Here is a 12,694-nt window from a genome sequence, read left to right on the forward strand (position 1 = left end):
GACAAATGCCCCCAAAGGTTAGTACTTTTGGGGGCATTGCTTTTTATGAGAAGGATTATTTATTTTAACAAACAAAGAGAGGACTATAGCATAAAAGGATATGCAACTCTACTTACAAAATCATTGTATTAAATTCTTCTTCACTAATCATCTTCACGCCTAATTGCTCGGCTTTTTCTTTCTTACTTGGTCCCATATTATCACCTACTATCACGTAATTAGTTTTAGAAGAGATAGACGACCCTACTTTACCCCCGTGTTGTTCAATAAGGGCTTTGAGTTCCTCCCGTGAATACAAATGAAAGACCCCAGAGACCACAAAGGTAAGCCCTTTGAGGGTATCAGTTTGACCTTCGGTGGCTTGTTCATTAATCGAAAACTGCAAGCCATAGCCTTTGAGCCTATCGATGAGTTGACGGTTGTAGTCATCAGCAAAGAAGTTTACTATACTGCTAGCTATTTGGTTCCCTATTTCATCTACTTCCACCAACTGTTCGACAGTGGCATTTTCTAGGGCTTCAATCGTTTTGTAGTGGCGTGCCAGCTTCTTGGCAACAGTCTCACCTACATACCTAATCCCCAAAGCAAAAAGCACGCGTTCAAAAGGTATTTCTTTTGATTTCTGAATACCTTTAACAATATTCTCAGCACTCTTTTGTGCCATACGCTCTAAGGGGAGTAATTTCTCTACGGTTACCTCATAGAGGTCAGCATAAGTATGGATAATACCAGCACGGAAGAGTTGTTCTACTGTTTCTTCACCTAAGCCTTCTATATCCATTGCTTTGCGTGAGATAAAATGCTGAATCTTACCTGTAATCTGGGGCGGACAACCATAAGCATTAGGACAGTAGTGTTGTGCTTCGCCTTCGTTACGCACCAATTCAGTACCACATTCAGGACAATGGGTGATATATTTCACGGGCTGAGCATCTGCCTCGCGCTTATCTAAGTTCACGCCTACAATTTTAGGGATAATCTCCCCGCCTTTTTCTACATATACCGAGTCGCCTATGCGAATATCAAGCTTTTCAATCTGGTCAGCATTATGCAATGAAGCGCGTTTTACTACGGTTCCTGCTAATAACACGGGTTTGAGATTTGCCACCGGAGTAATAGCTCCTGTACGTCCCACTTGGTAGGAAATACTCTCTAAAACAGTGTCTACTTGTTCTGCTTTGAACTTGTAAGCCATTGCCCAACGCGGCGATTTTGAAGTATACCCCAACTCTTCTTGCTGGGAAATATTATCTACCTTTACCACTACCCCATCAGTTTCATAAGGCAAAGTGTGGCGTTTGGTATCCCATTCGTTGATAAAGTCCATCACTTCAGCAGTAGAATGGCACAATTTGGAAATATTAGGTACTTTAAAGCCCCATTCGCGCGCTTTTTCTAAACTCTCAAACTGACTCTTTATACCTGTGTTCCCTACCAAAAAGTACAACAAGCAATCCAAACCTCGTTTAGCAACCTCGGCAGTATCTTGCAATTTGAGACTACCGCTGGCGGTGTTACGAGGGTTCATAAAAGGGTCTTCGCCAGCTGCTATACGTTCCTTATTGAGGTTTTCAAAGGCTTTTTTAGGCATTACTATCTCCCCGCGAATGTAAAAACGTTCAGGGTAATCGCCTTTTAGTTGCAAGGGTACAGAACGAATCGTACGCACATTGGCGGTAATATCGTCACCTTGAATACCATCGCCACGAGTAGTAGCTTGTTTAAGCTTACCGTTTTCGTACAACAAATCTATAGAAGCACCGTCGTATTTCAGTTCGCAAGTAAAGTTAATTTGGTCACTGCCCAACGTCTTGATAATACGCTGTTCCCATTCCTCTAAGTCTTCCTTAGAATAAGAGTTATCTAATGAGTACATACGGTATTCGTGTACTACGGTTGGAAAACTTTTAGTAACAGAACCTCCCACGCGTACAGTAGGCGAATTCTCATCGTAAAACTCTGGGTATGCTTGCTCTAAGGCTTGTAGTTCTTTAAGCTTTTGGTCGAACTCATAATCCGAAATCGTAGGATTGTCCAGCACATAGTAGTTATAATTGTGCTCATTGAGTTCCTCCCGAAGTTGTTGTATCTTTTCTTTCATAATTTTCCTTGTTACCTTTTACCTCTTACCTTTTACCTTAAGACCCTATCCGGCTCTTTGTTCTTCTCCCATTTTAGGTCTGAAAGCATTGAGGCTTTGATGCCGATAAAGAAATACCACGAACTGCGATAACCGAACGGAGTAAACTGAAAACTCATACGGAAACTGCTCAAATCGCGCTCAAAACGTAATTGGGTATAGGTGAATCCTTGGTTTACAAAGTCATAACCGCTCGAAACTCCTACCTGCCATTTAGGCGTGAGCGATACGTTGCCTGAGAACATTAGCGAGTTGTTGGATATCTTATTTTCGCGTGCCTGATTGCTATAAGTAAGCGAGTGTGCTAAGGTTATGTCCCAAGGGATAACTGCCTTGTAAAAGGTTTTCTTCTCATCTTTATCCTCGTCTTCTTTGCGGTTCTTATCCATATCCTGCACTTCGCTTAGTGGTTTCGACGACCCAAAGAGGTCATCAGTACGTCCTCCCGCTACGTTACCCGTCTGTTTGTCTTTATTCTTGTCTTTTTTATCTTTGTTCGAGAATGAATAGTTGGTAGAAATATTGGCGTTAGTAAGCCTAAAAAGACTACCGCCGTTATCTATATTCCATTTTTCCATTTGTCGTCCGTTGTTGTCTATTGCATAAGGGTTCAGTGTTGCCCCAAAGTTCACCCCGAGCTTCCCGTTGAAGAACGAAGTACCCCCCGTAATGTTCAGCGGACTAAACTGCTTGGTAATCACGTTGTAGTTAGAACTGAAATTGAGACTGTTCAAGAGCATTACCTTTTTCGGCTCAGCATCAGTGCTATCTTTTTGTTTCACTTTGGCTTCAAAGGTGTTCGCCAATGAGAACCCTATCGATTGCGACTCACCCAAACTTGGCGTACCGTAGATACCCCCCTCAAAACGGGTGTATTGTGAGCGGTTGCCATAAGCATCCGAAATATAATAATCGTAATACTGGTCAAAAGAAGGATTATAACCATAACTCACCGAGGGTCGCATCACGTGGCGAATAGCTTGTATTTTAGCGTTCTTGCCAAAACGGAAAGTACCGTAGATAGTCGTACCGAGACTCGCCCCGAGGTTGTATGTCATAAAACGGTCAAAACCGCTCAGGGTGTCAATGCCCACCTTGCCCGTATTGCTGTTGAAGTCCTTACGGCGAATTGTCTTAAATTGCCACGTCTCGTTTACTGATGAGTTCAACCCTAAGGTAACGTATTTAAATAGCTTAGCAGTTGTACTTACCGGTATAGAGTGTCGCACCCCGTTTTTCGCCTCGTCAAACATTTTTTTAGTAAAGAACAAACTGTCATAGGTCGAAAAACGGTTATCGGCTTGCATACTGTATTGGAAATTCAAACTCTTGATAAGTCCTTTCTTCGTTTGTCCTTCACGGGCAAAAGGATAAATGCGCTCCATACTCGCACGCATCGAAGGGAGTGTCATATCAATACTTTTCGTATTCGTATTTTGTGAATGCGATGCCGATAGCGATAAGTTAATTGAAGGATATGCTGGGAATGTCTTGGAATACGAGATAGACGACATCATCGTGTTGTTCAAAAAGTTCGACGTGTTCGCTTGATTGTAGGATTCTTGATAATATCTACTGTTGCTCGATAGGTTCACCGAAGCCGAAAAGTTAGAATTAGGGTTGGCTTTGCCGTCTTTGGAATGCGACCACTGGATATTGTACATACGGCTACCTGAATAGTCAGGTAACCCCCTCATACTGTATATGTTATTCTCAAATGAAAGATTGAAGTTCCCTGAATACTTGTAGCGCTTCACATAAGCCGATTGTGCCCTAAGCCCATAGCTACCATTGGTATAATAGTCACCCGTAAGCGAAAGGTCAAAATTGTCGCTAATTACAAAGTAATAACCTATGTTTTGCAAAAAATAGCCACGGTTATTCACTTCTCCAAAGGTAGGAAAGATAAGCCCCGAAGTACGTCCCGATACCATAGGATAATAAGCGAACGGAATAGCCAAAGGCGTAGGAATATCCACGATATACATATTGCTAAACCCTGCAATAACCTTCTTCTTAGGCACGAACTTCGCTTTGCGCACTTTGATGTAATAATCAGGGTCGTCGAGGTCTTCGGCAGTAGTAATAATCGCGTTTCTCATAAAGTAAGTAGAGTCATTCTCCTTCTTGATGATTTCGCCTTTTATGTTGTTTTCGTCCTGCTTGGTATAAGCATTGCGGATAATCGCCTTCTGGTTGCGGTAATTAAAACGTATCGAATCGGGCTCTATTACATCACTACCTTGCTTAAATACAGGGTGTTGGGTATATTCTCCCACGCTGTCTTTTAGGCGTCCGGCATACACTTCGCCTTTCTCATAGTTAATCACGTCTATTCCCGCAGTGATGTCAATATCAGTATATTGCACATTAGTTTCGTTGTACAAGATGATTTCGTTCTTCACCTTGTTGAACACAATACTGTCCTTAGCCTTGTATTTCACAATGTCTTCCAAGGCATTCTTAGGTTTTTTAATCGTATCGTTTTTAAGGGAGTCTTTAGCTTTTTCCGAAGGTTTCTTAGGCTTAATACGTCGCCCACGGCGGTCGTTTTTAGGCTCTACAGTATCTTTTTTGATAGTATCGCGCACTGCCCACGGAGTTGTATAGTGAAAACCACCCGACTTAAAGGCGAATGATTCCGCATACCAAAGACAGGAGCTTACCACTAATAAGCTGATAATGAAAGTGAGTTGACGTTTATAATGTAACAAAGTTCTTTCTGTATAGTTTTATTGAGGGGTCAAAAATACAACTTTTTTTTGAATTAACTGCTATCTACGAAAAAATCAACTCCCAAAACACAAGATTTTACAAACAATAGCCCTTCACTATAACGTTGCCACACTCACCCTTTTTTCTTTGTGTCGTTACGCCGGAGATGCTTGAAAAGTCTCAAAATCGCTTTTGCATCGCAAACTTTTCCATAATTTAAAACTTTAGTAAAGTTAAAATCTCCTCCACTTTTCCTCCACTTTCTCTGTCACCACACCCCTACTAAACTCCTCCCACAAATTTGCTAATTTCCAAATTTTCTAATTTGCTAATTCCCTTTTCCGTCATACTCCCCCTATTGTCTATGACCTAAGGCCTATCGCCTCTTCCCTTTTCTTTCGTCTCGAAATCCTCTTTTTACCATTTTTTGCATCGCTGTATTATACTATGAGTCAAATACTTGTATACCCTTTCTATACCAATCGTCCAAGATTCGTATAAGCTTCCTATAAGCTCTCTATAAGCTACCCACACCCTCCTTATAGCCTTTTTTCATCAAAATCTCTCTTAACCCCCTTCCGAATCCCTCCGATATCTTCCGAATCTCTCAACCCTTTCCCATTTGCTAATTTCTCTTTTCCGTCACTACATTCCCCCTTTGAAGGGGGCTAGGGGGATGTTTTTCCTCTAACTCAAGCTCACACCTCATTTTCCAATTTCCTCATTTTCCAATTTCCTCATTTTCCAATTTCCTCATTTTCTAATTTCCTCATTTTCTAATTTCCTCATTTCCTGGTATTATCGGCATTTTTTTAATCTTTTGTTTGCTTGGTATTGATAAAAAGTAGTATTTTTGTAGCCTAAAATGAAACCTTTTTTCCAAATGAGCACTGCAAAACAAGCAAAATCTGCCTTAATATCTGTTTTCGACAAAACAGGATTAGAGCCTATCATTCACAGAATGAAAACCTTAGGAATTACTATTTACTCCACAGGAGGTACTGAAGATTTTATCAAGAAATTAGGCGTAGAGGTAGTTCCCGTCGAATCTATCACCGATTATCCCCCTATTTTCGGCGGACGTGTCAAGACGCTCCACCCTAAAATCTTCGGAGGTATCCTCAACCGTCAGGATAATGCACAAGATACTGAAGAAATGAAGCAATACGCTATCCCTCAAATCGATATAGTGATTGTAGACTTATATCCTTTCGAAAAAACAGTAACCAGCGGTGCCAGCGAGCAAGAGATTATTGAAAAGATAGATATAGGAGGTATTTCGCTTATTCGTGCAGCTGCCAAAAACTATAAAGATGTACTTTGTGTGGCATCGGTAAACCAATATGCTGACCTTTTGTACATCTTAAACGTACAGCACGGTAGCTCTACTTTGGAAGAGCGCCACTCCTTTGCTACTAAGGCTTTCCGAGTATCCTCACACTACGATACTGCTATCTTCAACTATTTTAATCAAACAGAAGAAATTTCTACCTTAGCAATTAGCGAGTGCGACGGACAAGTATTACGCTACGGCGAAAACCCTCATCAAAAAGGAGAATTTTACGGTAATTTCGATGCCCTTTTCGATAAACTACACGGCAAAGAGCTCTCTTATAACAATTTGTTAGATGTAGATGCCGCCGTAAACTTAATGGCTGAATTTGTAGGTGACGACCCTACTTTTGCCATACTGAAACACAACAATGCTTGTGGGGTAGCAACTCGCAAAACTATCCACGAAGCCTATAAAGATGCTCTTGCAGGTGACCCCGTATCGGCTTTTGGTGGCATTCTCATCTCTAATACTAAGATAGATTCAGCTACTGCCGAAACCATTCACTTGCTGTTCTTTGAGGTAATCATTGCTCCTTCTTACAGCGATGAAGCCTTAAAAATACTAGAACAGAAGAAAAACCGTATTATTTTAGTACAGAAGAAAGCCAAAATGCCTACAACAAGTGTACGCTCGTGTCTCAACGGCTATTTGGTACAAGAAAAAGACCTCAAAACCGATAGCATAGAAGATGTACAATACGTAACCGCTGTAAAACCCTCAGCTGAAGTGCTCGAAGACCTCTTCTTTGCTTCTAAAATATGTAAGAATACCAAATCGAATACCATTGTATTGGCAAAGAATAAACAGCTCATTGCAAGTGGCACAGGACAAACCAGTCGTGTAGATGCTCTTAAACAAGCTATTGAAAAGGCTAAAGAATTTCAGTTTGACCTCAACGATGCAGTAATGGCAAGCGATGCCTTCTTCCCCTTCCCCGATTGTGTAGAAATCGCTCACGACGAAGGTATCCGTTCGGTGATACAACCTGGGGGTTCTATCAAAGACCAAGCCAGCATCGATTATTGCGATGCACACCAAATGGGAATGGTGTTCACAGGAGTACGACATTTTAAACACTAAATAAACGCTTTTTAAACAACGTATGAAACACATTGCAGCCGTAGGAGGCTATTTTATAATGCTTTATGATGTCTTTCGCAAACGCACCCGCTGGTCGATAATGAAAGACCTTATCTTGCGTGAGATAGACGATTTAATATTTGGGTCAATAGGTATCGTGACTTTTATCTCTTTCTTTGTAGGAGGGGTAGTAGCAGTACAAACTGCCCTAAATATCGATAACCCTTTTATTCCTAAATATCTCATAGGTTTCGCTACTCGTCAATCTATTGTATTGGAGTTTGCCCCCACCTTTACAGCTATCATCTTGGCAGGAAAAATAGGGTCGTTTATCACTTCCAGCATAGGTACTATGCGCGTAACCGAACAGATTGATGCTCTTGATATTATGGGAGTAAACTCAGTGAATTATTTAGTATTCCCAAAGATAGTAGCCCTAATGTTAATGCCTTTTCTAATTGCCTTAGGTATGTACTTAGGCGTATTAGGAGGCTGGGCTTCAGCTGTGATGAGTGGTTATACTACCTCTGCCGAATTTGTGCAAGGAGTACAATACGACTTCAAACCTTATAGTATGATATACGCTTTCACCAAAACGATAGTATTTGCCTTCTTCTTGGCTACTATCCCGTCCTATCACGGCTATTATATGAAAGGAGGTGCACTGGACGTTGGGAAAGCAAGTACCGTTTCGTTTGTATGGACAAGTATAGTGATTATCCTTTCTAACTCGGTACTCACACAGTTGTTCTACGCTTAAAATGTATCAAGAAAACAAACCACAATATCGCATTTTACTGCTTATCGCCTTAGCACACGGACTCAATGACCTCATTCAAGGGGTCATTCCGTCTATTTATCCTGCTCTGCAAAGCAAATATGCTCTCACAATGGCGCAAGTAGGGGTTATTACACTCTGTTACCAACTATCAGCCTCTATATTGCAACCCTTAGTAGGCAATTATACCGATAAGCACCCTAAGCCCTACTCACAAGTATTGGGAATGGCATTTACTACTATGGGAATCGTGAGTTTATCGCTGGCGAGTAGCTATACAGCTATACTGTGCTCGGTAGTATTCATAGGGGTAGGTTCATCGGTATTCCACCCCGAATCGTCCAGAGTAGCATTTTTAGCCTCAGGAGGCAGACGCTCATTCGCTCAAGCTATCTTCCAGTTGGGTGGTAACTTTGGGACAGCCTTAGCTCCTCTATTGGTGATATTACTATTGTTCAGCAAAAAAGTAATCGACGAACGAGTTGTAGAAGAAAGCCATCAAGGCAATTTAATATGGTTTGCAGGGTTCTCTATCTTTGCAATACTCATACTGCTCCTCATAGGCAAATGGCGTAGCATTCTGCTTAAATTGCTCAAAAAGAAAGCTAAAAAACCTGTAGTGTTGCCCAATCTCACCCGTACACAAATACGCAACTCTATGATTATATTGATGTTGCTAGTATTCTCCAAGAACTTCTATACAGCAGCTATCAACAATTACTTTCAGTTTTATACTATTAAAAAATTCGGATTTAGTAATGCTGAGGCACAGGTATACCTATTTTACTTTTTAGGAGCAGTAGCTGCGGGCTCACTTATTGGAGGTTTTTTAGGTGATAAAGTAGGAAGAAAATTTATTATTTGGTTTTCAATCTTAGGGGCTGCCCCCTTTGCGCTTTGGTTGCCTTACGCCGATGCTACCACTACGGCAGTACTCATCGTGCTGATAGGTTTTATCATCTCATCGGCTTTCGCCTCTATTTTAGTCTATTCACAAGAGCTTTTGCCCCAGAAAATAGGAATGATTTCAGGCTTTTTCTACGGTTTTGCTTTTGGTATGGGCGGATTGGCTTCGGCAGTATTAGGCAAATTGATAGACATAACCAGTATTGACTTCGTTTATAAACTATGTTCTTTCTTGCCTTTGATGGGGCTTATTGCATACTTTTTGCCAAACTTATCTTCTGTATCTCTTTCTCAAAAACAAACACAAGCAACCCCATAAGGGTATTTTGCAATACTCTTACAAATAAACTTTTTCAGTGTTTAAGCTGTATTTCTAACTTATGGTAATGCGTTGAGTTTCTCGATAAGAGCCCCTGCTTTTTGTTCAAAGTCTCTTCTCACTTGTTTGAGGTGAGCGCCTCTGTTTTCCACTGTTTTATCGGCTACTTTATCGATAAGCGTATCAAAATCATTGAGAATTTCGGTTACAAGAGCTTTACCTTCCTCTGTTTGCATCTTTCCTGTGAAATACACTGCATCGATAATATCACCCAACACGTAGTTAATGTCCTTTTTTAAATTGCGAATACTTGCCATACGTTTTTAATTTATTTATAAATTGGTTGCAAAGTTATGAATTATTTATTATCTTTGCAAAAAATAAATGGGTAATGTATGTATATAATTTAACAGTGGTGATAAGCGATGAGGTATTCCCCCAGTGGCAAGAATGGCTACAAAACGTTTATTTACCTACTATAAACACTAATAAAGCCATAGAGAGAATACGAGTGTTTAAAGTATTAAACGTACCTGAAAAACACTATGCCATTCATCACGAAACTACTTCACCCGCACAGTTATTGCATTTCATTGAGCACACTATTCCTAAACTCCTACAACAGTCTGCTGAAACTTTTGGCGAAAAGGTTCTCTTTTGGGGTACCCAACTAAAAGAAGTAAAAAGTGAAGAGTGAGAAGTAAATAGATTTTGGCACAGAAATTGATTTACATTCATTAAGCACTAACCATTGACCACAAACCATTAATTACACACTATTAACTAAAAACGATTGACGATGAAAAAGAATTTTAACCTCAGAAAAACGATGAGATACCTCACCTTAGGTCTGGTAGCCTCATTAGCACTTACCTCGTGCGTAGGTTATTACTATGCCGATGGTATCTATAACGACCCTGTACCCGAAAGGGTAAGATACGTGGAGAGAGAAAGCTATCCTGAACGTTATGACTATCCTCCTGAAAACCGTTATACCCCTAATAAATATAAGGATTTTTTCAGTGAGAAAGCACAACAATATCAACAAAAAACTGACAGTAGTTTTACGCATTTTACTGATGTGAACAGCTATCGCTCCAATGCCTATACAGGCAACTCCTCTTACGGAGGTTGGGGCAGTAACCCTTCACGAGTGAATGTAAATGTGTATAATAACGGTTGGATAAATCCTTATTACGGCTGGAATAACTATTGGGGCTACGGAGCTTGGTATCCTTATTATAGCTATTACGACTACCCTTACTATCGCCCTTATCGCTCTGGCTGGAGCTTTTCCTTAGGTTGGGGCTGGGGTAACTACTACGACCCTTATTGGGGTGGTTACTACGGAGGTTACTATCCTTACTACGGTTACTATGGCTATCCTTATTATGGATATTACGGATACCCATACTATGGATATTATCCTTATGGTGGATACTATGACCATTATTACGACAGAAGATACTATGACAGCGATTATCGTGTAAGAGAAAGAGGTTATAGAAGATCATACACAGGTGACACACCTCGTGATGATAATCGCAGAGACTATCCTTCTTATGATAATCGTTCAAGAAATACCTATAGTCGTCCTTATGATGAAGGAAGGTATCGCAGTAGCAACCAGAATAATAACTACAATCAAAACAATAATTATAATCGGGGTTATTCTTCCCCTCAGTATGATTCAGGGAGAAGTTATGACAGCGGTCGATACAACTCAGGAGGAAATTATGGAAGTGGCAATTCTGGGGGAAGTAACAATCAATCTTCAGGAGCTGGTACTACAAGAAGAGATTACTAACTTAAAAAGTAAAATTATATGAAAAAAATACTATTTACAATATTGTCTTTGGTAGTCTATAACGTATCAGCTCAAAATTATAAAGATGCCTTGCGTTATTCAACAGAAGACCTTACAGGAACAGCTCGTTTTAAAGGAATGAGTGGTGCCTTTGGAGCTATAGGAGGTGACTTTTCAGCTATCAATATCAATCCTGCTGGAAGTTCTGTTTTTTCGGGAGCACAAATAGGAGGTACTTTGCAAAGTAATGTTACTAAAAATAAGATTACTTATAATGGTACTCAAACTAATAATAGAGATACTGACTTTAATATTAATCAGTTCGGAGTTGTATTTCCTATTGAAGTTAGCTCTTCAGGATGGAGAAAAGTCTCTTTTGGTTTTAATTACCAAAATACTAAAAATTTTGATGCTAGTAACTTCTCATTTTCTGGAAGCGCAAACAAAAATTTGGGAGATTATTTTAAATATTTTGCTGATGGTATAAAGCAACAAAACTTGTTATTAGAAACCTATCAAAATAAACGAGTAATAGAGAGAAATACTCTCCAAGATATTTATTTTGATATGGGAAGATTAGCAGGAAATAGAGCTTTCCGTTATAGAAATGCACTGTTAGGGCATTATGTAGGGCTTATTCGTCCACACATAGGAAGAGATGAGGTTAAACCAACAGATTCTGATGCTGTTGCAGATGCTATTTTGCAAGAAACACAGTATGATAAGAATGTAAGTAACGGAGCTGACCAACGATTTGAGCGTGTTACCAGCGGAGGTGTATCAAAGTATAATTTTAATTTTTCAACTCAATACGAAGATTTTCTATACTTAGGACTTAACCTAAATGCACATCGTATCAATCAAAAGGACAAATTATCACATTGGGAAACTTACGCAAGCACTTCTACTATAACAAATGCTTATTTTGAAAATGATTATACTACTACAGGTAGTGGATTTTCTTTTCAGTTAGGAGCTATAGTAAAAGCTACTAAAAGCTTGCGCTTAGGAGTAACTTATACTTCTCCTACGTGGTATACCTTTAATCAAGAGTATACACAATATTTAAGTACTAACAACCGTACTAATTATGCAGATCCAAGAGTGATTGTTACTCTTCCTGACTACAAATTTCGTACACCAGGCAGTTGGACAGCAAGTGCAGCTTACTTATTTGGTAGATATGCTATGCTAAGTGTAGATTATATTTATAAAGATTATAAAAATCTTCACTTTAGGTCTGCTGCAAAAAATGCTGAAAATGATGTTATAGAAAATCAGTTAGGAGAAACCTCTACTGTACGCATAGGAACTGAGTTTCGTATTCCATTTAAAACGGGTGAAACTACCAATTACGTAAGCCTTCGTGGAGGTTATCGTTACGAGCAAAGTCCATATCGCAAAAAGGTGGCTACGGTAGGCGACCTCACTGGCTATTCGTTTGGAGCAGGAGTTACTTTAGGAGGTATTCGTTTAGATGCGTCTTATGACATTGCTAAACAAACAAACCTATACCAAATGTACGAAACAATACTTACCGATAATGCTCAAATAAAATCAACTTACGGTAACTTCTTGTTTACCTTTACTGCACAGCTCTTTTAATCAAATAA

The 12,694-nt window shown here is 39.8% G+C and carries 9 protein-coding genes; 6 read left to right on the forward strand and 3 right to left on the reverse strand.

The annotated features are described in order from the left end of the window. Positions 1-112 precede the first annotated feature (112 nt). Together ligA and C3V44_RS04620 are read right to left on the reverse strand one after the other, a co-directional pair. Entirely contained in the window at positions 113-2,101 is a 1,989-nt protein-coding gene (gene ligA, locus C3V44_RS04615) for an NAD-dependent DNA ligase LigA (protein ID WP_106095692.1), read from the reverse strand. 32 nt (positions 2,102-2,133) lie between these two features. After that, on the reverse strand, positions 2,134-4,809 hold the full coding sequence (locus C3V44_RS04620; protein ID WP_106096626.1) for a putative LPS assembly protein LptD: 2,676 nt from the start codon (positions 4,807-4,809) through the stop codon (positions 2,134-2,136). Between the two features lie 929 nt (positions 4,810-5,738). On the opposite strand from C3V44_RS04620, the gene purH reads away from it, so the two are divergent. From purH to C3V44_RS04635, 3 genes are read left to right on the forward strand one after another with little or no spacing between them, the layout of a single operon-like run. After that, the gene (purH, locus tag C3V44_RS04625; protein ID WP_106096627.1) at positions 5,739-7,271 is read left to right on the forward strand and encodes a bifunctional phosphoribosylaminoimidazolecarboxamide formyltransferase/IMP cyclohydrolase; all 1,533 of its coding nucleotides are present in this window, start codon (positions 5,739-5,741) and stop codon (positions 7,269-7,271) included. Positions 7,272-7,293: 22 nt separating this feature from the next. Beyond that, complete coding sequence (locus C3V44_RS04630) at positions 7,294-8,031, forward strand: ABC transporter permease (RefSeq protein ID WP_009411747.1); 738 nt, start codon at positions 7,294-7,296, stop codon at positions 8,029-8,031. Position 8,032: 1 nt separating this feature from the next. Beyond that, a complete protein-coding gene (locus C3V44_RS04635) occupies positions 8,033-9,274 on the forward strand; it encodes an MFS transporter (RefSeq protein WP_106095693.1) in 1,242 nt (413 codons plus the stop codon). A gap of 59 nt (positions 9,275-9,333) precedes the next feature. Here C3V44_RS04635 and C3V44_RS04640 read toward each other — a convergent pair whose 3' ends face one another. Then, on the reverse strand, positions 9,334-9,591 hold the full coding sequence (locus C3V44_RS04640) for a hypothetical protein (protein WP_009417777.1): 258 nt from the start codon (positions 9,589-9,591) through the stop codon (positions 9,334-9,336). A gap of 74 nt (positions 9,592-9,665) precedes the next feature. Between C3V44_RS04640 and C3V44_RS04645 the strand changes: the two genes are divergently transcribed. The 3 genes from C3V44_RS04645 to C3V44_RS04655 all read left to right on the forward strand — a co-directional run bounded on the left by C3V44_RS04645 (position 9,666) and on the right by C3V44_RS04655 (position 12,686). Next, positions 9,666-9,971, forward strand: a complete 306-nt coding sequence (locus C3V44_RS04645; protein WP_106095694.1) for a DUF4286 family protein — start codon at positions 9,666-9,668, stop codon at positions 9,969-9,971. A 102-nt stretch (positions 9,972-10,073) separates the two neighbouring features. Further along, entirely contained in the window at positions 10,074-11,081 is a 1,008-nt protein-coding gene (locus tag C3V44_RS04650; RefSeq protein WP_106095695.1) for a hypothetical protein, read from the forward strand. Positions 11,082-11,099: 18 nt separating this feature from the next. Next, positions 11,100-12,686: an OmpP1/FadL family transporter gene (locus C3V44_RS04655; protein ID WP_106095696.1), complete on the forward strand. Its 1,587-nt coding sequence runs from the start codon at positions 11,100-11,102 to the stop codon at positions 12,684-12,686. Positions 12,687-12,694 lie beyond the last annotated feature (8 nt).

This window comes from Capnocytophaga sp. oral taxon 864, assembly GCF_002998835.1.
GTDB classification, from domain to species: Bacteria; Bacteroidota; Bacteroidia; order Flavobacteriales; family Flavobacteriaceae; genus Capnocytophaga; species Capnocytophaga ochracea.

Coding starts and splice junctions, on each gene's coding strand:
- C3V44_RS04645 (WP_106095694.1), top strand. CDS start 9,666: ATGTATGTATATAATTTAACAGTGGTGATAAGCGATGAGGTATTCCCC.
- purH (WP_106096627.1), top strand. CDS start 5,739: ATGAGCACTGCAAAACAAGCAAAATCTGCCTTAATATCTGTTTTCGAC.
- C3V44_RS04640 (WP_009417777.1), bottom strand. CDS start 9,591: ATGGCAAGTATTCGCAATTTAAAAAAGGACATTAACTACGTGTTGGGT.
- ligA (WP_106095692.1), bottom strand. CDS start 2,101: ATGAAAGAAAAGATACAACAACTTCGGGAGGAACTCAATGAGCACAAT.
- C3V44_RS04655 (WP_106095696.1), top strand. CDS start 11,100: ATGAAAAAAATACTATTTACAATATTGTCTTTGGTAGTCTATAACGTA.
- C3V44_RS04630 (WP_009411747.1), top strand. CDS start 7,294: ATGAAACACATTGCAGCCGTAGGAGGCTATTTTATAATGCTTTATGAT.
- C3V44_RS04650 (WP_106095695.1), top strand. CDS start 10,074: ATGAAAAAGAATTTTAACCTCAGAAAAACGATGAGATACCTCACCTTA.
- C3V44_RS04635 (WP_106095693.1), top strand. CDS start 8,033: ATGTATCAAGAAAACAAACCACAATATCGCATTTTACTGCTTATCGCC.